The sequence below is a fragment of the Desulfothermobacter acidiphilus genome, assembly GCF_052073645.1.
Classification (GTDB): domain Bacteria; phylum Bacillota; class Desulfotomaculia; order Desulfotomaculales; family Ammonificaceae; genus Desulfothermobacter; species Desulfothermobacter acidiphilus.
The window spans coordinates 1917843-1942380 of the sequence record NZ_CM125440.1 but is presented as its reverse complement, the minus strand read 5'-3'; the positions used below and the strand labels follow the sequence as shown (position 1 = coordinate 1942380).

Genomic DNA, 24538 nt, shown 5'->3' with positions numbered 1-24538 from the left:
AGCGGGAGCCCTACCCCACTTCTCGCGGGGTAGATTTACATCATTTCCGGCCCCATGCCTCCAGGCATCTTCTCCTTTTCCTTGTCCGGCTTCTCCGCCACCAGGCACTCGGTGGTTATCACCATCCCGGCCACGCTGGCGGCATTTTGTAGCGCCGTCCGTGTTACCTTCACCGGGTCAATTATACCGGCCTCAATCATGTTGACGTAGCGCTCGTTGAGAGCGTCGAAGCCCACGCCCATCTCGCTGGCCTTAACTCGCTCCACCACCACCGAACCCTCGTAGCCAGCGTTAATCGCTATTTGACGCAGCGGCTCCTCCAGAGCCCGCCGGACGATGCGAGCTCCAGTCTCCATATCGGGGTCCTCTAGTTTCAGGTTATCCAGCGCCGGGATGCAGTTGACCAGCGCCGTGCCACCTCCGGGAACAATGCCCTCCTCCACCGCTGCCCGCGTGGCGTTAAGGGCATCCTCGATGCGAAGCTTTTTGTCCTTCATCTCGGTTTCGGTGGCCGCGCCCACTTCGATCACTGCCACACCGCCAGCCAGCTTAGCCAGCCGCTCCTGCAATTTCTCCTTATCGAATTCCGAGGTGGTTTCCTCGATTTGCTTCTTGATCTGAGCAATGCGTTTGGTAATATCGTCGGCGCTACCCTGGCCCCCAACGATGATGGTCTCTTCTTTCTTAACCCGCACCTGACGCGCCCGGCCCAGCATATCCAGGGTGGTCTTATCCAGCTTGAGCCCGAGTTCCTCGGAAACCACCTGGCCGCCGGTGAGGATGGCGATATCCTGAAGCATGGCTTTGCGCCGATCACCAAAGCCAGGGGCCTTTACCGCGCAAACTGCCAGCGTGCCCCGCAGCTTATTGACCACCAGCGTGGCTAGAGCTTCGCCTTCAACATCTTCGGCGATGATCAGCAAAGGCTTACCGGTTTGCAACACCTTCTCCAGCAAGGGAAGGAGATCGGCCACCGCCGAAATCTTCTTATCCGTAATCAGGATGTAAGCCTCCTCCAGCACGGCCTCCATCCGTTCGGGATCGGTAATGAAATAGGGAGAGATGTAGCCCCGGTCAAAATTCATGCCCTCCACCACTTCCAGGGTGGTGGTGATTCCCTTGGACTCCTCTACCGTGATAACACCGTCCTTGCCCACCTTTTCCATGGCCTCGGCGATAAGACGGCCGATCTCGGGATCGTTGGCGGAGATGGAAGCCACCTGCTCGATGGCCTCGCGGGACTCCACTGGCTTGGCGATCTTCTTGAGCTCCTCCACTACCTGCTCGACCGCCTTGTCGATGCCGCGCTTGAGCATTATGGGGTTAGCCCCTGCCGTCACGTTCTTCATACCTTCGCGCACGATGGCTTGAGCCAGCAGAGCCGCCGTGGTGGTTCCGTCACCAGCGACATCATTGGTCTTGGAGGAAACCTCCTTTACCAGCTGCGCTCCCAGGTTTTCCACCGGGTCGGGCAGCTCGATCTCACGGGCAATGGTGACCCCGTCGTTAACGATCTGGGGCGAACCGAACTTTTTCTCCAATACCACGTTGCGGCCCCGTGGCCCTAAAGTCACTTTAATGGCATCGGCTACCGCGTTAACACCGCGTTCAATCGCTGCCCGCGCGTTCTCTCGGAAAAGTATCTGCTTACCTGCCATTTCGATTTTCCCCTCCTTACCTTATGGCTTATTGCTCCAATACGCCTAGAACATCGCTCTCGCGCAAAATAAGGTACTCCTCGCCATCGATCTTGATCTCATTCCCGGCGTATTTGGAGTAGAGCACCTTATCGCCCACTTTCAGATCAATGGGCACCCGCTGCCCGTTGTCCAGCAGTTTGCCCGGACCTACGGCCACCACCTCGCCCTTCTGCGGCTTCTCCTTGGCCGTATCAGGAAGCACTATTCCCCCTTTAGTCACCTCTTCCGCAGGCAAAGGCTTGACAACTACCCGATCGCCTAGAGGTCTAATCAAGCCCAATCCCTCCTCTTAGTTTTATATTGTTAGCACTCGGTTAAAGTGAGTGCTAATAACCGGCTACAGAATAGATAGTAGCGAAGACTGCGGTTAAAGGCAAAACCCGTTATAAGCCGAATTCAGCCATCAGATAATTTCAACTAGGGTTATTACCAGAAGAAAACGTTTTTTCTCCCGCGAACATTTTTTTTCGCTCTCTGGCTCCTGCTTTTCTTAAACTGACCCGGGGGTCTATAAGAATTTTTTCCTGCCAAGCAACTTTTTACACCCTAACCACCGCCGGGCGCTAATTTTTAGCCATTTACCCCCTTCGCTTTGCTCACCGCCGAGCTGGGCGCTATGCTTAAAACAGTCAGCTGCGCGCGGAGGGGAATTGGTTGCATCCTAAGCCGACTAAAACCACTACTCCGGCGGTAACCCTGGTCATCGATGGAAGGGAGGTCACCGTTCCCGCCGGGACCACCATTCTGGAAGCTGCCCGTCAGGCGGGCATTAACATCCCCACCCTCTGCCACGACCCGGAGCTCAGCCCCTGGGGAGGGTGCCGCCTCTGCATCGTGGAAGTGCGGGGTTGGAAGGAGCTCCCTGCCTCCTGCATCACCCCGGTGCGCCCCGGCATGGTGGTGGAAACCGAGAGTCCGGCCGTGCGCCACGCCCGCCGCACCCTCATCGAGCTTTTGCTGGCCAACCACCCCGAGGACTGCCTAACCTGCGAGCGCACCGGCTCCTGCGCCCTGCAAGACCTGGCGTACCGCTACGGGGTGCGTCGCCGCTTCCAGGGTGAAGGGCGCAATCACCCGGTGGAGGAAAGCAACCCCTTCATCGTGCGGGACATGAACAAATGCGTCCTTTGCGGCCTGTGCGTGCGCGTGTGCGCCGAGATCATGGGCAAGTCGGTCATCGATTTCGCCTACCGCGGCGTGCGTAGCAAGGTTACCACTCCCTTTGAACTCCCGCTGGAAAAGGCGGGCTGCGTCTTCTGCGGCAATTGCGTAGCCGTGTGCCCGGTGGGAGCTCTTTACCCCAAGTCCATGCGGGGGAAGGGCAGGCCTTGGGAAGTGAAAAAGGTGAAGACGGTCTGCCCTTACTGTGGCACCGGTTGCTCCTTCTACCTGGTGGTGAAAGGTGATCGGGTAATCGGAGTGCAGTCGTGCCCCGAAGCCCCGGTCAACGGCCGCTGGCTATGCGTTAAGGGGCGCTTCGGCTGGGAATTCATCCACCACCGCGATCGTCTGCAAATGCCCTTGATCCGCAACCCTTACCTCTTCGCCAAGGTCACCTGGCCAGCAGCGCTGGAATTGGTAGCCCAGCGCTTGCGAGAAATCAAAGAGCGGTATGGGCCGGAAACCATAGGGGTGCTAGCCTCGGCCCGCATCACCAACGAAGAAGTGTATCTGCTGAACAAATTCGCCCGAGCCGTGCTGGGCACCAACCACATAGACCATTGCGCCCGCCTCTGCCACGCCCCCACGTTGGTAGCCTTGCGGGAAGCTTTGGGCAGCGGTGCCGCCACCAACCGCTTGGCCGAAATAGCTGAAGCTGACTTCATACTGGTGATTGGCAGCAACACCACCGAAACCCACCCGGTGACCGCCATCCAGATCCAAAAGGCGCTCCGCCGCGGTGCTACCCTGGCCGTCATCGATCCGCGACGCACCGAAATAGCCAGCCGCGCCCATTACCACCTGCAGATTCGCCCCGGCACCGATATTGCCCTGCTCAACGCCCTGGCCCACGTTTGCCTCCAGGAAAACCTTTGGAACCAGGAATTTGTAATTTATCGCACCGAAAATTTCGCTGCCTTCCGGGAAGCCGCCATGCAGTACCCTCCCGCCTTGGCCGCCACCGTCACCGGCGTACCCGAAGACCTCATCCTTGCCGTGGCTCGCGGGTATGCCCGGGCCGCCAACGCCGTTATCCTTTACACCATGGGTGTAACCCAGCACACCTGCGGCACCGACAACGTACACGCCATCGCCAACCTGGCCCTGCTCTGCGGTCACGTGGGTAGGCGGGGCAACGGTCTTTTTCCCCTGCGAGGCCAAAACAACGTTCAAGGAGCCTGCGACATGGGAGCTCTTCCGGACTACCTCCCCGGATATCAGCCGGTGAGCGACTCCAAGGTGCGGTCTAAATTCTCCGCCGCGTGGGGGGTGGAAATCCCTGACCGCCCGGGACTGACCGCCAGCGAGATGCTGGAGGCGGCGGTAAAGGGGCGGATCAAAGCCCTCTACATTGTAGGGGAAAACCCCATGGTTACCGAAGCCAATACTAGCATGGTAAAAAAAGCCTTGGAAAACCTGGAATTCCTGGTGGTTCAGGACATCTTCCTTTCCGAAACCGCCCGCTTCGCTCACGTGGTCCTGCCGGCAGCCAGCTTCGCCGAGAAAGACGGCACCTTCACCAACACCGAGCGCCGCATCCAGCGGGTGCGACGGGCCATCAGCCCCGTGGGACAGGCCAAGCCGGACTGGGAAATAATCACCCTCCTGGCCCGCAGATTGGGGCACCCGTGGGAATACGCTTCGCCCGCGGACATTATGGAAGAAATATCCCGACTTACCCCTAGTTACGGCGGGGTCAGCTATCGCCGTTTAGAAGCGGAACCGGAAGGCATTTTTTGGCCCTGTCCCCACCCCGATCACCCCGGCACCCCTATCTTGCACCAGGAGCAATTCACCCGGGGAAAAGGGCGCTTCCAGCCGGTGCACTTTGCACCTCCCGACGAGCAGCCAAGCCAGGATTATCCCTTTCTCCTGATCACCGGGCGCTACTTGACCCACTACCACTCGGGAACCATGACCCGGCGCACGCCGCTGGGTTTTTACCAGGAAAACTTGCTGGAAATGAATCCGGAAGACATGGCCGAGCTCGGGCTAAAGCCCCGCGATCGGGTCTTGGTACGCTCGCTTCACAGCGCGCTGAAAATGGAAGTCACCGCCAGCGACAACCTGCCGCGCCGCGTCCTCTTCGCCACCTTTCACAACCCTGACAACCCCATAAACCTTCTGGTGGGGGACCGCTGCGATCCCCGAGCTCACATTCCCGCCTTCAAAGGGGTGGCTGTCCGCCTGGAGCGAGCTCTCCGCTAAATCCGGCTTGAACCGGGCAGAACGCCGGGTTCTCAAAGCGAAGTGCACAGGGCCGAACGCGGCGCGAAGCTCTGGCCCTAGGAAGAGAAGGTTTCGAGTAATTTTTCCAGCCCCCGTTGCAAAAACTCCGGCGGCACGTGGCCGTACGTAAAGTAGTAAAAGCTATCGAAGCTCCACTCGAAGACTTTAGCGAAAGGTCCGCTGTAAACCACGTCTCGCGATCCCCCGTAGAGAACGTCCGACAGAATGACGCTAGCCTCGTGCCCGCCGCGGTCCATGATGCAGAACACTTCCGGCCGATACGGAGGCACTTCGCCCGCGCCAAAGAGCTCGCGCAGGAGAGAAGCGGCGGCGATCTTTCCTTGCATCACAGCCAGGTGACCGAGCTTGGGAATCGCACGGGCGTTCACATCGCCCACAGCGTAGATGTTGCGGTGGAGAGGATGGCGCATCTCGAGATCCGTGTATACAAACCCGAGTTCGTCACCCAGGCCCGCCTCCCGGAGAAAGGCTTGCCCTTTGTACGGGGGGATTACGATGGCCAAGTCCGCCGCGAGCTCGCTTCCGTCGGCAAAGCGGACTTTACCCGCTTCGAGGGCTTGGATTTCCTTGTTCGAATGGACGCGAATCCCTCGTTCCTCTACCAGAGGAGCAAACTTCTCGTGCACGCGAGGTCCCACGTCAGCAAAAAACAAGGTGCCTGGAGTAAAAACATCGATCGCACTCGTTTCCCTCAACCTCCGGCGGCGGAGCTCGTAGTCAACCATGAACATCGCCTCGCCCACCGGCCCTTCGCAAGGGACATCTAAGTTGGGAATGTCTGCGTAGCTCGGTAAGCGAGTCGGCGCCGCTCCGATCACCACCCTCCCGCCCGGAAACTTGCGTACCGCCGCGGCGAGCCGCGGCGCCTCCTTCTCGTCACACAAGGAGTGCCCGTATTCGCGAAATCCCGGTATGGCGTCGTAGTCTTTGATCGCCCCGAGGCCGAGAATCAGGTAGTCGTAGGGAAGCGCTGCGCCATCCTGCAGGAAGAGGCGGTTTTCCGCAGGAGCGATCGATACCACCCGCCCGCGAACGAACCTGCCCCCGTGGTGCTCCACCGAAGAGCGCAAGGGGATAAACACCCGCTCCACCGGATAACCAGCGAAGGCCACTTCCGGAAGCTCCGGCTTCATCACGCTCGCGACGCGCTCCTCGACAAGGACGAGATCCAGTTTTTCCGCATAGGGTCTAAGGCCGTAGAACACGGCGTGACCCGCAAAACCGCCACCCACGATGACAATCCTTTTCTTAACCGGCACGAAAATCCCTCCTCAAATTCTAATTGCCAACGCGTTGCGGCCGATAAGCGAGCTATAACCTTTTTGTGGCACACAATAGGGCCAATAGCCCCCGCCGTTTGAAACTTAAGAGACAGCGCAGGAGAAGCGGGGCCGGCAAGAATCTCCGCTAGGTCGCTGAAAATTCGATGCGCTCCGGGTAAGTGTAAACATTGAACCGATCACGGCGAACAAAGCCCACCACGGTTATCCCTTGCTCCAAGGCGAGTTCCAGGCCGGCCAGGGTGGGGGCTGAGGGAGAAACCACCAGCTTTACGCCCAGGCGGGCCACTTTAGCCATGATGCTGTAGCTGAGGCGCCCGCTGAATCCCAAGGCCAGCCCGGAGGGAGAGAGGGCGCGGGCTAAAGCGCAACCAGTGAGTTTATCCAACACGTTGTGCCGAGCGGTGTCGCTGGTGCGAAAGAGCATCTCTTCCGCGCGAGCCCACAACCCCACGTGCACCCCGCCGGTGCCAGAAAAAAGGGGCTCTTCATCCAGATAATCTACTAAGAGGAAGATTTGCTCCGGGCGGAAACGAGGAGGCAGAGCAGGAGCGAAGGGTTGCAGGGCCACGGCCGGTCTGCAGGAAACCCGGAGTTCGCCAGGTAGCCGTTCTATTCGCGCTATCTCTCCCGGGTGACAAAGTTTCCCCGCGTGCCACAGGTACCCCATGGCCAGGTACTCGAGCTCCATCGGGAGGCAATGGAAAGTGGCCAGAAACTGCCCATTAAGCAAGAGGTTGAATGCTCTCTCTTCCACCACCGTGTCGGCGGTCTCCTGCCGCTTTCCCTGGCAGTAGCGCAGGATTTCCCAGTGAACCAACAACTCCCGCTCCTCCTTTGTGATAAAATTACTTCTAAACCATGCGGGCGGAGGGGATTAACTTGCCCGAGAAAAAGCCTCCGATAGAGGTCCCTCCCCAAGTGCTAGCCGCAGTGCGCGAGGCAGCCAAGGAGGGTAAACTGGCTTGTCTGCAGGCCCATCAACTGGCCGCTTCCCTCGGCGTAACTCCCCGAGTGGTAGGAGCAGCCTGCGATCAACTGGGCATAAGGATTGTGGCCTGCCAACTCGGTTGCTTCTAATCCAGGGGGAGATTGGCCTCGGCGCTCACTCCGAGGGAAGCGAAATCCCCGCGCAGAAACTGGTAATAAGCTGCGGCAGCCACCATGGCCGCGTTGTCGGTGCAGAGCTCCGGAGGCGGCAAGAATAGTTGAATGTTTTCCTCCCGAGCTCGGGCGAGAAAGCGCTCTCGAAGGTAGCCGTTAGCCGTTACTCCGCCGGCCAGAAGCAGGGTGGGAACGCGAAAAGCGCGCACGGCGGCGAACGCCTTTTCTTCCAGCACGCTTACCACAGTATTCTGAAAACTGGCCGCCACATCCTCCACTCGCACCTTTTCTCCCCTGGCCTGCGCCTGGCGCCAACGGTAGATCACCGCCGTCTTAAGGCCGCTGAAACTGGTGGACAAGTCTTCGCTTGAGCGCAGCCGCGGCAAAGGAAAAGCAGCAGGGTTGCCTTCTCGCGCCTTTCGCTCGATGGAGGGGCCCCCGGGGTATTCGAGGCCCAGGAAGCGAGCCACCTTATCGAAAGCTTCCCCGGCAGCATCGTCCCGGGTGGAACCGACGAGGCGAAACTGGCTGTGACCAGTGGCGTAAATCAGGTCAGTATGCCCTCCAGAAACCACTAAAGCTACGAAAGGGAAGCGAATTCTGGGGTGAGTCAAGAAGTTGGCGTAAATATGAGCGCGGATGTGATGCACGGCGATGAGAGGCTTGCCAAGGGCAAAAGCCAAGGTTTTGGCCGCCATCAAGCCCATCAACAGCGATCCCAGGAGCCCGGGACCACGGGTGACAGCCACCGCCGTCAGGTCTCCCCATCCCAGTCCCGCTTTCTCGAGCGCGAGCTCAATTACCGGGTTCAGCGCTCGCAGGTGCTGCCGCGAGGCCACTTCGGGCACCACACCGCCAAAACGCCGGTGGATCTCTACCTGCGAAGCAACCACGTTGGATAATAAGCGGTGGCCATCGGCCACTACCGCCGCCGCGGTCTCGTCGCAGGAACTTTCAAGCCCTAGAATTAAAATATCACCGCTCCTCATCCGAAACCACCTGCAAGTTTTCCAGGGACATAATGATGGCATCTTCATCATTATCCTGGTAATAGCGTTTCCTTACGCCCTTCTCCACGAATCCCAGGCTGCGGTAAAGGTGCCGGGCCACGGCGTTGGAAGGGCGAACTTCCAGAATCATGCGCGTCAACCCCTTGGAGCGGGCCCGGCGGATGAGCTCGGCAAGAATAGCCCGCCCTACCCCTCGCAAGCGGTGGTCGGGGTGCACGGCGATGTTAGTGACGTGCCCCTCGTCCGCCACTATCCACATCCCCCCGTAACCGACGATTTTCTCGTCCTGCACCGCCACCACATACTCGGCCAGCTTATTAATCAAGATCTCGAAAAGGAAGGTGTCGCGGTCCCAGGGCAGCGGAAAGGAACTCCGCTCGATTTCCAGCACCTCGTTCACGTGTTCCGGCTGCATATCGATCACTCGTATCATTCGGATCGTTCCCCCTGGTAAGTGGCTGCCGGGCGCAGGTAAATGGGAACTAAATCCCGGAAATCACCCCTCTCGCCCCGCCGCAGCGCCTCCAGGCCAAGCCAAGCGACGAGGGATGCCGCCGGAGCTTCGGGCACGGGAGCGGGTAGAAGCGCCCCTTCCCCCAGTTCCCGCTGCCAGAATTCGGCATGGGCCCTGGCCCCAGCGCCGGTGAGCAGCACCGGACAAAAAGAGCGGAGTTCCTTGGCTATGGCTTCCGGTGAAGCCGCCCAGGGACCCTTGAGCAGATCTCCCCCGTGATAGAGGGCCGCAAAGAGCTCCCGCCGCCGCGAGGGTATTAGAGGGCACACCACCAGCTTGCATAAACGCCAGGGCCAGGCCAAGACTTTCAAGGTGGGCACCCCATAGGCCCGCAGGGAGAGGGCCTGGGCTAAAGTGCGCGCTGCCACTACCCCCAGCCGGACGCCGGTGAAGGAACCGGGACCGACGGCCACGGCCACGGCAGCAAGTTCGCCAGGAGTTACTCCGGCCGCCGCCAACGTGTTTTGCACTTGCGGCAGGAGGGACTCTGCCTGCCACTTCTCGCCCCGCAGGGTGGTCTCGGCCATGATCCCCTCCCCGCTCACCACCGCCACCCCTAGAATTTGCGACGTGCTGGTTTCAAGTCCCAGTACTAAGTGCATCGCGTAAAGCCTCCAGCAATTCTTTACCTCGCGAGCCGTGGCCGGTCACGGTTACAAGACGCGCTTCCGGATCTCCGGGGACATAATCCAGCTGCACCTCTAAGCGCTCGGCCGGTAAAGTATCTTCCACCCTTTCCGCCCACTCGATAACGCTTACCCCAAAGGGGAAATATTCTTCCAGTCCCAGCTCCAGAAACTCCTGGGGGCTTTGCAAGCGATAGGCGTCGAAGTGATAAAGGGGGAAATCACGGCCCCGGTACTCGCGCAGCAAAAGAAAAGAAGGACTAAGCACCGGTTCTTTTACCCCCAGCGCTCGAGCCAGCCCTTGCACCAGGCAGGTTTTCCCCGCCCCCAACTCTCCTTTCAAGGCCACCAGATCCCCCGGCCGCAAGAGCCGCCCCAGCTTCTCTCCTAGCCGCTGGGTGGCAGCCGCCGAGCGGAGCTCAAGACGTAGACTCATAAGCGCTACCCCGGAAATGGTCGTAGCCTTCCAGGACCAATTCCTCCTCCTGTCCATCAGGTAAGACTAGCCAGACTCCCTCGCCCTCTTCAACAAAACCCAGCGGGAAAAGATCGAGACCCACGCGCCGTAGAGCTGCAGCTGTATCTCCCACCGCCGAAGGGGCAACGGTGAAGAGGAGCTCGTAATCCTCCCCGCCAAAAAGGGCCCATTGAGTGGCATCTAGTCCCAGACGCCGACCGAGCTCCAGGGCCGGTGGGTAGATGGGTAGAGCGGCCCGGTAGATATTGACCCGTACTCCTGAAGCCTGGGCGATGTGCCTGGCATCGCTAGCCAGACCATCGCTTACATCGATGAGCGCGTGCACGGCCTCACTGGCTCCCAAAACGCTGCCGGCTTCCAGGCGGGCCTCGGGGCGACGGTACTTGCGCTGCAGCATCTGAGCCAGGGACCCCGGAAGCAACTCCTCCCGGCTGCGGAGCAAGACCAGGCCCGCCGCTGCTCCGCCCAGGGGCCCGGTCACGCAGAGGATATCGCCTGGGCGGGCAGAACTGCGCCACTTGGCCCGACCCGGCTCCACCTCTCCCAGTAAAGCCACCCCAGCGAAGAAGAGCCCTGAGCGGGTGGTATCGCCCCCCACCAGTATTACCTCGTACTCCTCAGCCGCTTCGCGCAGGCCGGCGTAGAACTCGTCCACCTTCTCCACCGGCAGCTCCAGCGGCAGGCCCAAGGTGACCACAGCGTAAGTAGGACGCCCCCCCATGGCCGCTATATCGCTGACGTTGACCGCCAGCGTCTTAAAGCCTACGTCGGCGGGGGTAGATAGATCCCAACGAAAATGCACCCCCTCCACCAGCGTGTCGGTGGTGAAAAGGAGCCAGGTGCGCTCCAGATCCAGCACCGCCGCGTCGTCCCCCACCCCGCGTACCACCTGAGAAGCCGAAGGCAGATCGCGGGTGAGACGAGCGATCAAGCCGAACTCACCGATTTCCTTCAGTTCCATCCCTCGCCCCTCTTTCTAGCAGGTTTGGCCCCAGCCCTCCTGGCCCAGAAAACTGGCCACCAGCCGCATGGCGCAGAACTCGCCGCACATGGTGCATTCTCGCAACCCCTCAGGATTGCGTTCCCGCCGAATCTGCCGGGCCCGAACTGGGTCCAGCGCCAGGCGCAGCTGCTCTTCCCAGTCCAGCTTCCGCCGCGCCTGAGCCATGGACAAATCCCACTCCTCCGCGCCCGGAACCCCTTTGGCCAGATCGGCGGCATGGGCGGCGATGCGCGCTGCTATCACCCCTTCGTGCACGTCCTCCGCGGTGGGGAGTCCCAGGTGTTCGGCTGGGGTGACGTAGCAAAGGAAGTCAGCCCCCGCCATCCCTGCCAGCGCGCCTCCGATGGCAGCCACAATGTGATCGTAACCCGGAGCCACATCGGTGACCAGAGGCCCCAGGACGTAGAAAGGAGCCTCGCCGCAAAGGGATTTCTGAAGCTGCACATTGAGGGCCACCTGATGCAGCGGAACGTGCCCTGGCCCCTCCACCATCACCTGAACACCTGCAGCCCGCGCCCGCTCCACCAACTCTCCCAGCAGAATAAGCTCCTGGATCTGGGCCCGGTCGGTAGCATCAGCCAAGGAGCCGGGGCGCAGACCATCGCCCAAGCTGAGGGTGACATCGTAGCGCTGGCAAATATCGAGCAAGCGCTCGAAATGCTGGTAAAGGGGATTCTCCTCCTGATGGTGGAGTATCCATCCCAGCACAAAACAACCGCCCCGGCTGACTATGTTGGTGACCCGCCCCTGGCGACGAAGCCGCTCCACGCTCTCCAAGGTGACACCGCAGTGCACGGTCATGAAATCTACCCCATCGGCAGCCTGACGCTCAATGACCTCGAAGAGTTCGTCAGCGCTCATGGCCACAATGCTGCCGTGCCGTTCGCGTGCCTCGACCGCCGCTTGGTAGATGGGGACAGTTCCCACCGGCACGGTGCTATGCTCCAGCACCAGTCGCCGCACTTCGTCTAGATCTCCACCGGTGCTCAGATCCATCACCGCATCGGCCCCGGCTGCCAAAGCCACCTGCAACTTACGGAGCTCTCGCTGGGGGTCGGGAAACTGGGGGGAAGTGCCCAGGTTAGCGTTAACTTTGGTTCTGAGCCCGGTTCCTATGCCTGTGGGATCCAGACACCGGTGACGAGGGTTAGCCGGGATCACCAACTGGCCGGCGGCAACTTTCTGCCGCACCTGCTCAGGTGAACACCTCTCTCGCTCCGCTACCCGCCTCATGGCCGGAGTTATTTCTCCTCTACGAGCCGCTTCTAGTTGCGTCATCAGCTATCCCCTCCATCACCCGTTTCAACTCTGCCGCGGCTTTCGCCACATCTAAAGCTCCTAAGACCGACCGCACCACCGCCACGCACCTGACGCCAGGAACCGCCAAAACTTGGCCCACATTGTCCACCGTTATCCCACCTATGGCCACCACCGGCACCTCTACCTGCGCCGCCACCTCCCGCAGGAGCTCAAGCCCTCCTGGAATCAATTCGGGCTTGGTGGGGGAGAAAAATACCGGACCCACACCCAGGTAATCGGCCCCCGCCGCCTGAGCCGCCCGAGCTTCCGCCAGCGTGTGCGCCGTGGCCCCCAGCAAGTAACGGTGGCCCAGCAAGCGGCGAGCCGCATCCAGGGGCAGGTCCTCAGCTCCTAGGTGTACGCCATCCGCTTCCACCGCCAGCGCCAGGTCCACCCGGTCGTTAATAATTAAGTCCACACCCGCTTCCCGAGTAAGGTGGCGCAAGCGGCAAGCTAAATGGTAGGCGTCACGCGTGGGTAACTGCTTCTCGCGTAGCTGGATCGCCTCGGCGCCCCCGGCTATAGCCGCCCGCACTACCTCTTCCACTGCCCGCCCCCCGGTGTACTCCGAGCCCACAATGACATAAAGGCGCCAGACCTGGCAGCGCCGGCGCCGGTCGCTCCTCGCCGCCGAGGGCACCAAATATTTCTCCGCCGCGTAGGCCCAAAAACGCACCCGCCGGAAACCTTCTTCCTGCTCTGGGCAGCACAAGCGGGAGCATTCCTCCAACACTCGAGCCGCCTCCTGAACGCGCCGACAATTGGCTCGCACCAAGGCCTCAAGGGAAGAATAAGGAGAAGGCCGGTACTCCTTACCCCAATCGCTGTCCACGTCCCGGCTGGCCAGGCAGCAATTTTGCGTTGTCTGGTCCGCTTCGGCCAGGACATGCCGGAAAGAGCGCGCCTCCTCAGCCCACCTCCGTTCCTGCAAGACGAAGCGAGCCAGGTCCTCCAACACCCGCAGCCCTTCCCGCAAGCGATTGCGATTAGCATCCACTATCCGCCACATCTTCGCCCTTAATCTTACTCCATTGAAGTATTAGGGTTCAATCCCGCCAGCCGCCTGCACCAGCGCCAAGAAAAGCCGCAGAAACAAGGGGTCCTGGTGCACCATAGCTTCGGGGTGAAACTGCACCCCTAACGCCAGCGTTTTCCCTTCGGCTTCCACCGCTTCCACCACTCCATCGGAAGTCCAAGCCACCGCCCTAAGGCCGGGGGCCAGCCGACAAACGGCCTGATGGTGAAAGGAGTTGGTTCTTATCCGGGTAACTCCCCCCAGAATGTGGGACAACCGCGAATCGGGCCGTATCTCTACCCAATGCGAAGCGTACCAGTCGGGCGCTTCCTGATAATGCTTCAAGGGCCGGGAGCTCCCTAAGGTCAGATCTTGATAGAGAGTTCCTCCAGCCGCCACGTTAAGCACCTGCATTCCCCGGCATATACCCAGTAGGGGTATCGAGCGCTTCAAAGCCAAACCGGCGAGGGCCAGTTCAAAGGCGTCTCTGGAAGGATCGATGCGCCGCGTGTACGGGAGGGGCTCCTCGCCGAAATAATGCGGGTCCAGGTCGCCGCCTCCGGATAAGAGCAAACCTCGCACCAGGCGCAAAGCGGCAATGGCCTCCGTGGGAGGGAGTGGAGGAAGCAACACCGGTAACCCACCGGCCCGGTGCACCGCTTCCACGTAAAGGCGGCCCAGTTGATAGCGCCTTCCTTCCGGATCTAGCCCCAGGGTTATGCCAATAGGCACCGACATTTAACTTTTCTTCTCTCCCTCCACTTCCCAGGGAGTCATAGGATCCTTAACCCGACGCAGCCCCCCTGGAGGAGAAGCGTCGCCGATAAAGCGGGGAATGACGTGAAAATGCACGTGCATGATCACCTGCCCGGCGCATTCTCCCACGTTAACTCCCACGTTGTAGCCGTCAGGGCGGTAGCGTTCATCCAGAAGCTTTTTTACTTGGTGGATCAAATGATAGATGGCCAATACCTCTTCCTCGGTAGCCTCGAAGAAAGAGGCGAAGTGGCGCTTGGGGATAACCAGCGTATGTCCGGGATTAACCGGGTACTTATCGAAAATGGCGAAGGCCAAATCGTTCTCCGCGATCACCGCTTCCCGGGGCAAAGAGCAAAAAAGGCATCCTGGCATTCTCCACCCTCCTAGAACTGAGATTTATAGTTTAGGCCAGCAAAGCGGCCACGATTCCCACCAGAAAAATCCCGTCAAAAACCCCCGCCCCGCCTATGCTCAAAACCAGAGCTCCCATGTCTTTAAAGCGAGGCCAATTCAAAAGATCGGCTCCAATGAGCGTCCCCCACACTCCGGCCACGTAAGCCACCGGCGCCGCGTTGTCCCGCGCCAGCAACCAGGCCACCGCCGCTGCTACCAGGGGTGGCACAAAGGCCGGCAAGGTAATCCCCATGCCCGGTACCGGACGAGCCAGCGCGTGAGCCACCAACGTAACCACCACCACCGCTATGAAGGAGGGAAGCAGGGGAGCCCGGGTAAAAAGGAGATAGAGACTGAAAAGCCCCGGCAGAATGGCCCCACCTAGATTGAGGGCGATGACTTGTTCGCTGACGCGGGGAGGGTAGTAAAAAAAGAAGGGAGAGCCGAAAAAAGCGCCCTCGTGGACTACCACGCGCCGCCGGGAAATGGGGATATTGATCATCCCCCCTACCAGGCATAGCCCGAAGAAAAGAATAGCGGTCTCTGGAGAAAGGCCCAACTTGGTAAAGGAAAAGGTAGCTAGTTGAAAAAAAACCAGAAAGAGCAAGGGAAGCAGGAGCAGAAGCACCACCGGAAAAGCACAGCCCACCGCCAGCCACACCCTTTGCAAAGTCTTCACATTCTAGCATACCGCAAACCGCAGCCCCAAAAAAGAGATAAGCCCGGGAAAACCACTTCCATGCCCTATCCAGAGTGAGGAAAAGGCAAGAAACATGGCCGCCCCGGCCCCGGCATATGTTTTAGGTGTACCCTACCTACCCCCGCTTTTGAGGTGAGAAAGTATGTGCGGCTTCGCTGGCTGGATCGATTGGAGCCAGGACCTCACCCGGCAACGGGATTTGATAGAGCGGATGGGGGCCATGCTTAGCCACCGGGGGCCAGACGAGGCCGGCCTTTGGTTATCCCCCCGGGCCGCCCTCGCCCACCGCCGCTTGGTCGTGCTCGACCCGGAGGGAGGGAAACAGCCCTTCACCTACCGGCGCCAGAATCACAACCTGGTGATCGTTTACAACGGGGAGATCTACAACCTCCCTGAGCTCCGAGCCGAGCTCCGCTCCCACGGACTAGTTTGTCAAACGCGCTCCGACGTGGAAGCGGTTTTGCTCGCCTATCTGGCTTGGGGGAAACACTGCGTTGACCGGCTAAACGGCATCTTCGCCTTCGCCATCTGGAACGAGGACGCCGCCACTCTATTCCTGGCCCGCGACCGCCTGGGCATCAAACCCTTATTTTACAGTCAGAAAGCTTCGTCTCTGATTTTCGCCTCCGAAATCAAAGCGCTCCTAGCCCATCCCGAACTCCCCCCCGAGGTGGACCGCGTGGGACTGGCAGAGCTCCTGGTGATGGGACCAGGGCGCACCCCTGGCCAAGCCGTCTTCCGCCACCTGAAAGAGCTCCCGCCAGGGCATAGGCTTTCCTACTCGCGTCGCGGGTTGGAGCGCGAGCGCTACTGGCAACTGGAGAGCCGACCACACCGGGAGAGCGCGCGCGCCACCGCCGAGCATCTCCGGTACCTCCTGGAGAACGCCGTGCGCCGGCAATTGGTGGGCGACGTTCCTATAGGAAGCCTGCTTTCCGGCGGGTTAGACTCTAGCGCTGTAACTCTCTTCGCTGCCAGCGCCATGCGGGAAAAAGGCGGTCGCCTGACCACTTTCGCCGTGGATTACCAGGAAAACGCCCGCTATTTCGCTCCCAGCCAATTCCAAGCCCAATCCGACACCCCCTGGGCGGCCAGCGTGGCCGCCCACCTCTCCACCCGGCACCGGACAGTGGTGATCGAACCCGAGACCCTGGCCGCAGCTCTCTTGCCAGCCGTGGAAGCCCGTGACCTTCCGGGCATGGCCGACATCGACGCTTCGCTGCTGTTGCTCGCCCGCGAGGTTAAGCGAGAAGTGAAAGTGGTTCTTTCCGGCGAAGGCGCTGACGAAATACTGGGCGGTTATCCCTGGTTCTTCAGAGAAGAAGATCTCAGCCGCTCCTCTTTCCCATGGATACGCCACTTATCCTGGCGCCAGTCTTTCCTGGCGCCGGAAACGCAGCGACTCCTCCAACCCGCCGAATACCTGCAGTCCAGGTACCGCGAAGCCCGGGATCAAGTTCCCCTGCTGGCGGAAGAAGCGGAGGACGAAGCCCTCCGCCGTGAAATTGCTTACCTAAGCATCTTCCATTTTATGCCGGTACTCCTGGAACGTAAAGACCGCATGACCATGGCTGCCGGAGTGGAAGCCCGCGTTCCCTTCTGCGACCACCGGCTGGTAGAATACGCCTGGAACCTCCCCTGGAAAATTAAATGCTGGGGGGGACAGGAGAAGGGCATCCTCCGGCTGGCTTTGCGGGGGCTCCTCCCGGAAAACGTGCTGCAACGACGCAAAAGCCCCTATCCCAAGATCCACCACCCTGCCTATCGCCAATTGGTGCGCGCAGCCGTGCTCCGTCTCCTGGAAGATCCGCGGTCTCCTTTAATACCCCTAATCAACCAGGAAAAGGTGCGGCGGCTGGCCCTAGGCCAGGAAGCAGATAGCGACCTCCCCTGGTTCGGGCAACTCATGACCGGCACCCAGCTGCTAGCCTATTTCTTGCAGCTGGATCATTGGTTGCGCCATTACCGAGTGGTGCTGGTTTGATTTGCCCCCGAGCTCTGGAAGAGCTAAAATAACAAGAACAGTAGAGGTGAGTGGAATGCGTCTGGTGGTAGCCCTAACCGGGGCTTCGGGAGCGCATTTAGGCGTGCGCTTGCTGGAGCTCCTTCGGGAGCACGCGGTGGAAACTTATCTGATCCTTAGCCGCCAAGCCGAGACCCTTATTGAAGAAGAAACGGCGCTGCCCGTGAGCGAAGTGAAGCGACTGGCGAACAGCGCTTACGGGGAAACCGATTGGCACGCCCCGGTGGCCAGCGGCTCTTTTTGCCACCAGGGGATGGTGGTCATCCCGTGCAGCATGAAAACCCTGGCCGGCATAGCCAGCGGTTACGCCGAAAACCTGATCCTCCGGGCGGCTGACGTCACCATCAAAGAAAACCGACCCCTTATCCTGGTCCCCCGGGAAACACCAGTCAGCGCCATCCACCTGGAAAACATGCTTAAGCTGGCCCGCCTGGGGGTGGTGATCGCCCCCCCCGTCCCCGCCTTCTACCAGCGGCCGGCCAGTCTGGAGGAAAGCATCGATTTCTTTTTGGGACGGTTGCTAAACCTGCTGGGAATACCCAACCAGCTCGTTCGCCCCTGGCCTCATTCCTCCGGGCTATAGCCCAGCTGGCGCATGGCCACCTCGTCCCGCCTCCACTTCTCTTTCACCTTAACCCACAGATCGAGATAGACTTTTTTGCCCAAAAAAGCCTCGATTTCTTCCCGGGCCTGCTGCCCAATCTTTCGCAGCAGCTGCCCTCCGGTTCCTATGATAATCCTCTTGTGGCTGGCCCGCTCCACGTAGACGGTGGCGCGCAGATAAAGCAAATTCTCTTTTCGGGGAACCATTTCCTCCACCACCACGGCCACCCCGTGCGGCACCTCCTCCCGGGTAAGGTGCAACACCTTTTCCCGGATGAGCTCAGCCAGGGTCAGATCGAGAGGTTGCGAGGTAACCGTATCTGATGGAAAGTATTGGGGTCCGGGTGGCAACCGGCGCACCACCTCCTGCAGCAGCCGGTCCAGGTTCTCCCCCTTGAGAGCGGAAACCGGCACGATAGCGGCGAAATCGTGCTCCTGGCGCCAGCGCTCAATGAGGGGAAGGAGTTGGGGCTTGGCTACCAAATCGATCTTATTGAGCACCAGCACCACCGGAACCTCGGCGCGGCGCAGCTGCTCCAAGATAAAAAGGTCTCCCGGTCCGGGAGGAGAAGTGGCCTCGGTGATAAACAGCACCAAATCCACCCCTTTCAGCGCCTCCAGGGCCAGGGTCACCAAATGCTCCCCCAGGCGGTGGCGCGGCTTATGAATGCCAGGCGTGTCCACCAGCACCACCTGCGCTTCCGGCAAGGTGCGAATCCCCAAAATCCGGTGACGAGTGGTCTGAGGCTTGTCGGAAACGATGGCCACCTTGCGCCCTACCAATTGGTTGATCAGGGTGGACTTACCCACATTAGGCCTTCCCACCACGCTGACGAAACCCGAGCGGAAATTCGTTGTCTCCTTGTTCATAGATGAAAAGCGCTGGGCAAAAGCGCCCGCACTACCCCCTCCTGGTATTCCCCCCGACAATTAGCCATTAACACCCGCAGATCCGGTGCCAACTCGAACAATACCTGGCGGCAGGCCCCACAGGGGCAGCAAAAATCCTCTCGGTTCCAGGCCACCGCCATCACCACCCAGTCTTTGAGCCCTTCACTAATAGCCCGCGCCACTGCCCCACGTTCGGCGCAAAGGGTCAAGCCGTAGGAAGCGTTTTCCACGTTAACGCCAAAGGCCACTTCCCCTCCAGCGGTGAGCAGCACCGCTCCCACCTTAATGCCGGAGTAAGGAGCGTAAGCCCGCTCCTTAAATTGCAGCGACAGCCGCACCAGCTCCTCATCCCGCACCTTCTCGCCTCCACTTCTCCAGAATGGCTTCCTCCTGCTGGCGCATAGACTCTTCCTCGGCTTCGGTCTCGTGATCGAAACCCAGGAGGTGCAGCGTCCCGTGTATCACCAAACGAGCTAGCTTCTCCGGGAGCTCTATTCCCTCAGCCGCCGCTTCCGCCTGAGCCGTCTCCACCGAAATCACCACATCCCCCAGCAGCAGCACCGGCGGGTCCTCTTCGTTCATAGGAAAGGCCAGCACGTTTGTAGGAGCGTCTTTGCCCCGGTAGCGCCGATTGAGCTCTCGCACACCCTCGTCGTCCAGGAAAGTTACACCCACCTCCACCTCCCCGGGAGGGCCCAATTCCTGGAGCACTAACTCAGCTGCCCGCCGAGCGGCTGACAGCCACTCGGCCGGTACCGGGAACTTCTCCTGCAGATTCTGTACCAGCACGGTCATGGTTCCCTACTCCTTTACCGTTCTCTCGGGGATATTCTACCCGGGTGTGGAAAAGCCCTGTCAAAACCCGGTCGAAAGCCTGAGCGATCAACTCCAGATCGCGAAAAGTTAGCGCGCACTCGTCCAACTGGCCATCGTAAAGCTTCTCTTTGATGATGCGTCGCACCAGACCCTCTATTTGGCCCGGGGGAGATTGGTTCATAGCCCGCACGGCTGCCTCCACCGAGTCCGCTAACATGACAATGGCCGCCTCCCGTGTCTGGGGCTTGGGACCGGGGTAGCGGAAATCGGTCTCGTGAATCCCCTTCTGCTCCGCCTGCAACGCTTTCTGGTAGAAACAGCTGACCAGACTGGTACCGTGGTGCTGCTCGATAATCTCGATCACCCTTTCCGGCAGTTTGTATTCTCGCGCCATTTCCACCCCGTCCCGGACGTGGGAAGTGATGATCAGCGTGGATAAGCTGGGAGCCAAGCGGTCGTGAGGATTATCGTTACCCAGAAGGTTTTCGGCGAAAAAGGAAGGGCGCCGTAGTTTGCCTATGTCATGGTAATAGGCACCAGCCCTCACAGTTAGCACATCAGCCCCGATAGCCTCGGCCGCCGCTTCTCCCAGATTCGCTACCATGACACTGTGGTGATAAGTGCCCGGAGCCTCCCAAGCCAGCCGTTTCAATAGGGGCTCGCTAGGAGAGGTGAGCTCGAGCAAACGCACCGGCGAGGTTATGCCACCCAGGTGTTCCAGAACCGGCAAAGCCCCGTTAGTGAGAATGGTGCTGAGCAAGCCGTTTAAAACTCCCAACGCCAAACCAGCGGGGGCCCATAAAGCTAGGGGCACGTGGGAGGCTAACTCCAATCCCCAATTGACTCCGGTGCTTGTTAGTCCTACTAAGAAGCCAGCCCGCACCAGATCACGCCGACGGTGCAACTTGGCCACTCCGTAAGCGCCCGCTAAACCGGTGATCATACCGGCCAGCGCGAAGCGCAGCTGGTTGCCCGCCAGCATACCCGAGACCAGAGCGGTAATGGCCACCGCCACCACCGCCAAACGCGAATTAACCAGGGTGGCCAGCAGCATTCCCACCACCGCCACTGGCACAGCATAGCCCATCTGGCGGTTCAAGTTGGGCCACTGCTTTATATCTACCGCCAGAATAAACTTGGCCAGTAGCAACACTCCCACAATAATCAAACTTATCAACAGGAGCTGGTTGCCATCCTGGTAAACATAGGGGTGCTGCTGCCTTATGTAGTAGAAAAACACATAGACCAGCAGGCCCATCACCAGGCCGATACCAACCAGCGTGCCGAAGGAGGGACGGGAATGATAGAGGCCCACCGCTTTGAGCTTGGCGATGTGCTCCGGAGTCACCACTTCCCCTTCGCCGATGATCTTCTCCCCCGGCCGTATGGTTACCATCACCGGTGGCACCGCCTCGCGAGCCTGTTGCTGCAACATTTCCGTCTGCACCGGGTTATAAAAAGAGTTGGGCCGGAGGGTGTGCTGGATTAGCAGCAAGGCGAAGCGCTCCTCGGTGGGGTCCAAGGCTAGCAACTTAATTTTTTCGCGGAGTTGCTCCTTGGTGGACTGCAGGTCTTCCTGCTTTACCCCCCGAACCATCACCTGGGTTACCAGGCTATCTAGGTAACTACCCAATTGCCGTAGGCGGTTTTCCGATAGGCCCAGCAGCGAACGCGCCAATTCATCGGAAACGGGGAAGGAAAGCGAAGATTTAAGCAGCGCGATGCGGGCTGCCTCATTGGGCAACGGCGCCTTGGAAGCAGCTATGACCGCTTCGATGCTCTCCCTTATGTCTTTGCGGATGGACTCCAGCACTTTGGGATCGATATCGTAAACCTTGGGCACCTTAGCCTGGGCTTCCCGGCGCAACTCCTCCGTACGGATCTTGTCCTCAAACACCGCCGATCGGGGCGCTTTGATGGTCCGGGGAGCCACCTGCCCCACTTCCAGGTCGGTTCCCTCCGGGAAAAACTGGAAAGCAGTGAGCAGGGTCAGGCACAAAAATAAAAACAGAGCCGCGCCCACCCGCTTAGTTCTCGGCTCCTTCAGCAACTGCTTCCAGAATCCCCTGCTTCCCACTATGGTTCACTCCTTGGTCTTAGCCTCTTCCGCTTCCACCCGCTCGTAAGCGCGGATGATCTCCATAACCAGCGGGTGGCGAATGGTATCTTCTCCAGTGAGAAATTGAAAAGCTATGCCTTCAATGCCGTGGAGAATGCGTTGAGCCACCACCAAACCCGATTCCTGGCCCCGCGGCAGGTCTATCTGAGTAATGTCGCCGGTTATCACCGCCCTGGACCCAAAACCCAACCGCGTGAGAAACATTTTCATTTGCTCCGGGGTGGTGTTCTGGGCCTCGTCCAGTATGATGAAGGCGTCCTCTAGCGTCCTCCCCCGCATGTAGGCCAAAGGAGCTATTTCGATAATGCGCTTCTCCAGGTAGCGCTCGGTATTTTCCACCCCTAAAACATCGTAGAGACTGTCATAGAGAGGGCGCAGATAAGGATCGACCTTCTCTTCCAGGCTACCCGGCAAGAACCCCAAACGCTCGCCCGCCTCCACCGCCGGTCGCGTCAGGATGATGCGGCTTATGCGCCGTTGCCGCAACCACACCACCGCCATCACCACCGCCAGATACGTTTTACCCGTGCCGGCCGGGCCGATGGCAAAGGTGATGTCATAGCGCTTAATGGCGTCCACATAGTTCTTCTGCCCTGGAGTCTTGGGACGCACCTGTTTCCCCCGCGGCGTGGTTAGCAGGATCTCGTCCCCTGCTTCGGCTTCCCGCTCTCGGACACTTCCCTTGGCCGCGCGTATGGCCTGGTTGACTTCGTGCAGGGTTATAACCCCCTGCACGCGGTAGGTTTCGCGCAAGCGCTGCAAGACTTCCTTTCCTTCCCGAACCTGCCGTGGCTCGCCCCGCAAAATAAACTCTCCTCCCCGCAGCAGCAGTTGCACTCCCGTAGCCCGCTCAATGGCCTTCAGGTGCTCGTCGAAGCGGCCCAGAATCTCCATGGCCACCCGTTGATCCTCCACGGGGATCCTGATTTCTTCCATTTACTTGCCCTGCGGCGCCTCCCTCCGGTGAAAATTCTTGCACTTTACCAATGTCTTCCTCAGCCTCCCACTTGAGGTTCACCCGGACCAATTCCTCTTCCCCTGGTCCCCGAACCTCCTCCACCTGCTCGGACAGCACCCGAGCTCCTTCCGGCAGGAGCAAGCGCAGCTTCTCGCGAGCTCGCTCTTCAGCCAGGACTCGAGCCTCCTCCCGGGTGCGCTGGAGTTCACGAGTCTCACACTCATAATATATCTTTTTTTCAACTACCACGGGAAGGGAGAAATTCCTCCCTATAGCGACTCGGTGTTGCCCCTCTTCTACACGGTAGGAAGCGAAAGGGGCGGTTTTTGGTCCGCAGACCTGCCACCGGCGTTGGCCCCAGACGAAGGCCAGCGCCCGAGCTCGCCGCCCGGTGAAGCGCTCTTCCTGCTCCCGCAACCGGGCTTCACCGTAGCCCTGGTACCAAACACAGGCGCGGACAATCCCCTGAGCTCGCACGTACACCGGGCGAGGCGCGTTCGATCCCGGCTCGGTCACCAACTCTTCTCCTGCGATGAGCAACTGCCCCGGCACCACGGTATCCCCTTCTTTGACCCGAGGAGTGCCCTCGAGCACGAGGAGCTGTCGGATCAAGCCCGCCTTGGCAGCCACCAAATGGGCCGGAGTGGTAGTGAGCATGGGAAGTTTCTTCTCCGCCACTTTAATGATAGCCTGAGTGCCACGGATTTCCACCCCCACCCAGGCTAATTGAGGAAACTCCTCTCTCAGTCGGCGCTCCACCTCCTGCTCCCGCACCCGGAACCTAAGAGTACCCGGCTTGAGCCCTGCGGCGGCGGCAGCCTGAAGCACCTCCCGGGAGTCCAAGACCCGGGTGCCGGTGACCGTCACGCGCCAGACACCCAGGGAAAAGAGATAGACGGCGACCAAAAAGAGAATGGCCCCTCCCACCAAAACCCGACGCCGCCGCCAGCGGCTTAGCCAGAAAGGTAATCCCATCTTGTCCTGCACGGAAAGGCGGGTGGAGGTGAGGCGAGAGATGTGACGAAGAGCTCGCACTGCTCCCCAGCGCACCCGTAACAACACCCGGTTCTCTCCCAGGTAACGCACATCCCAAAACTTTATACCCCGGGAGAGAGCCATGTTGAGGAAACGCTCAATTTTCTTGCCTTCCAGCTTCAGCAGCACGTAACCCCGCCAGTAGCGCCAGCGCCGCACGTCTGCTACCTCCCCCGGGGGATCAGCTGAATTCGATGCTCTGGATTCGCCCCTCGACCAGGAGCTCCTCAGCGAGAATGCGGCGGAGCACCAGATCGTTACCGCGAATAATGAGCTCGCCCGTCTCCACCAGGACTCGCACCGTTTCCGCCTGGTAAAGCAAGAGCCCCCGATAGTTTTCGATAAAGACCTGGAAATTACCAATCAAAACCACTTTAGGAAGGTTGAGAACAATTTCTCCGGGCAAGTCTAGCGCCACAGCCAGCCTGCGGCGGAGTCGCTCTTGGGTTTCTCGCCAACCCATCTAAAACCCCCCTACGAAACTCTATGTCGCAGGGGGGTTTTTTACGTCTGCAGCTTTTAGGAAGGGCTTAGCGGGAGCGGCGCTTACGGGCGGCTTCTGTCTTCTTTTTGCGCCGAGTGCTTGGTTTCTCGTAGTATTCGCGGCGCCGGGCCTCAGCAAGAATGCCCGCTTTCTGGCACAAACGCTTAAACCGGCGCAGGGCACTGTCCAAGCTCTCGTTCTTACCTACCCTGACCTCTGCCATGTTTTCCCTCCCTCCGCTTCCAACCTCGAGCAACGCGGAGGCTGCGCCCCGGCGCTCCCTAATAAAATTATTATATCTCCCATACCGAAGTGAT

General features: G+C 59.9%; 26 protein-coding genes. 4 read left to right on the top strand and 22 right to left on the bottom strand.

Features of this window, described 5'->3' with window-relative positions; all coding sequences use genetic code 11:
• Positions 1-35 precede the first annotated feature (35 nt).
• On the bottom strand, positions 36-1658 hold the full coding sequence (groL, locus tag ACTLLP_RS09860; RefSeq protein ID WP_441059426.1) for a chaperonin GroEL: 1623 nt from the start codon (positions 1656-1658) through the stop codon (positions 36-38).
• A gap of 28 nt (positions 1659-1686) precedes the next feature.
• Positions 1687-1974 carry a co-chaperone GroES gene (gene groES, locus ACTLLP_RS09855; RefSeq protein ID WP_441059424.1) on the bottom strand — a complete coding sequence of 96 codons (288 nt, stop codon included), beginning with the start codon at positions 1972-1974 and terminating at the stop codon, positions 1687-1689.
• Positions 1975-2354: 380 nt separating this feature from the next.
• On the opposite strand from groES, the gene fdhF reads away from it, so the two are divergent.
• Positions 2355-5069 (top strand): formate dehydrogenase subunit alpha, encoded by a 2715-nt coding sequence (fdhF, locus tag ACTLLP_RS09850; protein WP_441059422.1) that lies wholly within the window; start codon positions 2355-2357, stop codon positions 5067-5069.
• Positions 5070-5146: 77 nt separating this feature from the next.
• Here the strand turns inward: fdhF and ACTLLP_RS09845 are convergent, their stop codons facing one another.
• Positions 5147-6370, bottom strand: coding sequence for an NAD(P)/FAD-dependent oxidoreductase (locus tag ACTLLP_RS09845; protein WP_441059420.1), 1224 nt, complete (start codon positions 6368-6370; stop codon positions 5147-5149).
• 148 nt (positions 6371-6518) lie between these two features.
• Positions 6519-7214, bottom strand: coding sequence for a formate dehydrogenase accessory sulfurtransferase FdhD (locus tag ACTLLP_RS09840; protein ID WP_441059418.1), 696 nt, complete (start codon positions 7212-7214; stop codon positions 6519-6521).
• A 59-nt stretch (positions 7215-7273) separates the two neighbouring features.
• On the opposite strand from ACTLLP_RS09840, the gene ACTLLP_RS09835 reads away from it, so the two are divergent.
• On the top strand, positions 7274-7471 hold the full coding sequence (locus ACTLLP_RS09835) for a hypothetical protein (protein WP_441059416.1): 198 nt from the start codon (positions 7274-7276) through the stop codon (positions 7469-7471).
• Here ACTLLP_RS09835 and tsaD read toward each other — a convergent pair.
• The 10 genes from tsaD to ACTLLP_RS09785 are packed head-to-tail and all read right to left on the bottom strand — an operon-like array spanning position 7468 to position 15271.
• Positions 7468-8484, bottom strand: a complete 1017-nt coding sequence (gene tsaD, locus ACTLLP_RS09830; RefSeq protein WP_441059414.1) for a tRNA (adenosine(37)-N6)-threonylcarbamoyltransferase complex transferase subunit TsaD — start codon at positions 8482-8484, stop codon at positions 7468-7470. The genes ACTLLP_RS09835 and tsaD overlap by 4 nt on opposite strands.
• Positions 8471-8938, bottom strand: a complete 468-nt coding sequence (gene rimI / locus ACTLLP_RS09825; RefSeq protein WP_441059412.1) for a ribosomal protein S18-alanine N-acetyltransferase — start codon at positions 8936-8938, stop codon at positions 8471-8473. Before rimI ends, tsaD begins: the two co-directional genes overlap by 14 nt.
• Positions 8935-9621 carry a tRNA (adenosine(37)-N6)-threonylcarbamoyltransferase complex dimerization subunit type 1 TsaB gene (gene tsaB / locus ACTLLP_RS09820; RefSeq protein WP_441059410.1) on the bottom strand — a complete coding sequence of 229 codons (687 nt, stop codon included), beginning with the start codon at positions 9619-9621 and terminating at the stop codon, positions 8935-8937. The genes rimI and tsaB overlap by 4 nt, the downstream gene beginning before the upstream one ends.
• Positions 9599-10081, bottom strand: a complete 483-nt coding sequence (gene tsaE, locus ACTLLP_RS09815) for a tRNA (adenosine(37)-N6)-threonylcarbamoyltransferase complex ATPase subunit type 1 TsaE (protein WP_441059408.1) — start codon at positions 10079-10081, stop codon at positions 9599-9601. Before tsaE ends, tsaB begins: the two co-directional genes overlap by 23 nt.
• Positions 10065-11084 (bottom strand): thiamine-phosphate kinase, encoded by a 1020-nt coding sequence (gene thiL, locus ACTLLP_RS09810; protein WP_441059406.1) that lies wholly within the window; start codon positions 11082-11084, stop codon positions 10065-10067. The genes tsaE and thiL overlap by 17 nt, the downstream gene beginning before the upstream one ends.
• A 15-nt stretch (positions 11085-11099) precedes the next feature.
• Positions 11100-12404 (bottom strand): phosphomethylpyrimidine synthase ThiC, encoded by a 1305-nt coding sequence (gene thiC / locus ACTLLP_RS09805; RefSeq protein WP_441059404.1) that lies wholly within the window; start codon positions 12402-12404, stop codon positions 11100-11102.
• A complete protein-coding gene (thiE, locus tag ACTLLP_RS09800; RefSeq protein ID WP_441059402.1) occupies positions 12379-13434 on the bottom strand; it encodes a thiamine phosphate synthase in 1056 nt (351 codons plus the stop codon). The genes thiC and thiE overlap by 26 nt, the downstream gene beginning before the upstream one ends.
• Positions 13435-13464: 30 nt before the next feature.
• Positions 13465-14178, bottom strand: coding sequence for a gamma-glutamyl-gamma-aminobutyrate hydrolase family protein (locus ACTLLP_RS09795; RefSeq protein WP_441059400.1), 714 nt, complete (start codon positions 14176-14178; stop codon positions 13465-13467).
• Complete coding sequence (locus ACTLLP_RS09790) at positions 14179-14571, bottom strand: HIT family protein (RefSeq protein WP_441059398.1); 393 nt, start codon at positions 14569-14571, stop codon at positions 14179-14181.
• A gap of 31 nt (positions 14572-14602) precedes the next feature.
• The gene (locus ACTLLP_RS09785) at positions 14603-15271 is read right to left on the bottom strand and encodes a DUF1614 domain-containing protein (protein ID WP_441059396.1); all 669 of its coding nucleotides are present in this window, start codon (positions 15269-15271) and stop codon (positions 14603-14605) included.
• 163 nt (positions 15272-15434) lie between these two features.
• Here ACTLLP_RS09785 and asnB point away from each other — a divergent pair, with 163 nt between their 5' ends.
• Positions 15435-17276 carry an asparagine synthase (glutamine-hydrolyzing) gene (asnB, locus tag ACTLLP_RS09780; RefSeq protein ID WP_441059394.1) on the top strand — a complete coding sequence of 614 codons (1842 nt, stop codon included), beginning with the start codon at positions 15435-15437 and terminating at the stop codon, positions 17274-17276.
• Between the two features lie 55 nt (positions 17277-17331).
• Positions 17332-17898 (top strand): UbiX family flavin prenyltransferase, encoded by a 567-nt coding sequence (locus tag ACTLLP_RS09775; RefSeq protein WP_441059392.1) that lies wholly within the window; start codon positions 17332-17334, stop codon positions 17896-17898.
• Here the strand turns inward: ACTLLP_RS09775 and era are convergent.
• The 8 genes from era to rpsU all read right to left on the bottom strand — a co-directional run bounded on the left by era (position 17880) and on the right by rpsU (position 24444).
• Positions 17880-18788, bottom strand: coding sequence for a GTPase Era (gene era, locus ACTLLP_RS09770; protein WP_441059390.1), 909 nt, complete (start codon positions 18786-18788; stop codon positions 17880-17882). The two genes, ACTLLP_RS09775 and era, sit on opposite strands and share 19 nt — an antisense overlap.
• On the bottom strand, positions 18785-19165 hold the full coding sequence (gene cdd, locus ACTLLP_RS09765) for a cytidine deaminase (RefSeq protein WP_441059388.1): 381 nt from the start codon (positions 19163-19165) through the stop codon (positions 18785-18787). The genes era and cdd overlap by 4 nt, the downstream gene beginning before the upstream one ends.
• Positions 19155-19604, bottom strand: a complete 450-nt coding sequence (gene ybeY / locus ACTLLP_RS09760) for an rRNA maturation RNase YbeY (RefSeq protein ID WP_441059386.1) — start codon at positions 19602-19604, stop codon at positions 19155-19157. The genes cdd and ybeY overlap by 11 nt, the downstream gene beginning before the upstream one ends.
• Positions 19525-21702, bottom strand: coding sequence for an HD family phosphohydrolase (locus ACTLLP_RS09755; RefSeq protein ID WP_441059384.1), 2178 nt, complete (start codon positions 21700-21702; stop codon positions 19525-19527). The genes ybeY and ACTLLP_RS09755 overlap by 80 nt, the downstream gene beginning before the upstream one ends.
• A 6-nt stretch (positions 21703-21708) precedes the next feature.
• Entirely contained in the window at positions 21709-22680 is a 972-nt protein-coding gene (locus ACTLLP_RS09750; RefSeq protein ID WP_441059382.1) for a PhoH family protein, read from the bottom strand.
• Positions 22595-23896, bottom strand: a complete 1302-nt coding sequence (yqfD, locus tag ACTLLP_RS09745) for a sporulation protein YqfD (RefSeq protein WP_441059380.1) — start codon at positions 23894-23896, stop codon at positions 22595-22597. The genes ACTLLP_RS09750 and yqfD overlap by 86 nt, the downstream gene beginning before the upstream one ends.
• Before the next feature lie 22 nt (positions 23897-23918).
• Positions 23919-24200 carry a sporulation protein YqfC gene (gene yqfC / locus ACTLLP_RS09740; protein WP_441059378.1) on the bottom strand — a complete coding sequence of 94 codons (282 nt, stop codon included), beginning with the start codon at positions 24198-24200 and terminating at the stop codon, positions 23919-23921.
• 67 nt (positions 24201-24267) lie between these two features.
• Positions 24268-24444 (bottom strand): 30S ribosomal protein S21, encoded by a 177-nt coding sequence (gene rpsU / locus ACTLLP_RS09735; RefSeq protein WP_441059376.1) that lies wholly within the window; start codon positions 24442-24444, stop codon positions 24268-24270.
• Positions 24445-24538: the final 94 nt, after the last annotated feature.

Coding starts and splice junctions, on each gene's coding strand:
- groL (WP_441059426.1), bottom strand. CDS start 1,658: ATGGCAGGTAAGCAGATACTTTTCCGAGAGAACGCGCGGGCAGCGATT.
- tsaD (WP_441059414.1), bottom strand. CDS start 8,484: ATGAGGAGCGGTGATATTTTAATTCTAGGGCTTGAAAGTTCCTGCGAC.
- rimI (WP_441059412.1), bottom strand. CDS start 8,938: ATGATACGAGTGATCGATATGCAGCCGGAACACGTGAACGAGGTGCTG.
- tsaB (WP_441059410.1), bottom strand. CDS start 9,621: ATGCACTTAGTACTGGGACTTGAAACCAGCACGTCGCAAATTCTAGGG.
- tsaE (WP_441059408.1), bottom strand. CDS start 10,081: ATGAGTCTACGTCTTGAGCTCCGCTCGGCGGCTGCCACCCAGCGGCTA.
- thiL (WP_441059406.1), bottom strand. CDS start 11,084: ATGGAACTGAAGGAAATCGGTGAGTTCGGCTTGATCGCTCGTCTCACC.
- thiC (WP_441059404.1), bottom strand. CDS start 12,404: ATGACGCAACTAGAAGCGGCTCGTAGAGGAGAAATAACTCCGGCCATG.
- thiE (WP_441059402.1), bottom strand. CDS start 13,434: ATGTGGCGGATAGTGGATGCTAATCGCAATCGCTTGCGGGAAGGGCTG.
- ACTLLP_RS09795 (WP_441059400.1), bottom strand. CDS start 14,178: ATGTCGGTGCCTATTGGCATAACCCTGGGGCTAGATCCGGAAGGAAGG.
- ACTLLP_RS09790 (WP_441059398.1), bottom strand. CDS start 14,571: ATGCCAGGATGCCTTTTTTGCTCTTTGCCCCGGGAAGCGGTGATCGCG.
- asnB (WP_441059394.1), top strand. CDS start 15,435: ATGTGCGGCTTCGCTGGCTGGATCGATTGGAGCCAGGACCTCACCCGG.
- ACTLLP_RS09775 (WP_441059392.1), top strand. CDS start 17,332: ATGCGTCTGGTGGTAGCCCTAACCGGGGCTTCGGGAGCGCATTTAGGC.
- era (WP_441059390.1), bottom strand. CDS start 18,788: ATGAACAAGGAGACAACGAATTTCCGCTCGGGTTTCGTCAGCGTGGTG.
- ybeY (WP_441059386.1), bottom strand. CDS start 19,604: ATGACCGTGCTGGTACAGAATCTGCAGGAGAAGTTCCCGGTACCGGCC.
- ACTLLP_RS09750 (WP_441059382.1), bottom strand. CDS start 22,680: ATGGAAGAAATCAGGATCCCCGTGGAGGATCAACGGGTGGCCATGGAG.
- yqfC (WP_441059378.1), bottom strand. CDS start 24,200: ATGGGTTGGCGAGAAACCCAAGAGCGACTCCGCCGCAGGCTGGCTGTG.
- rpsU (WP_441059376.1), bottom strand. CDS start 24,444: ATGGCAGAGGTCAGGGTAGGTAAGAACGAGAGCTTGGACAGTGCCCTG.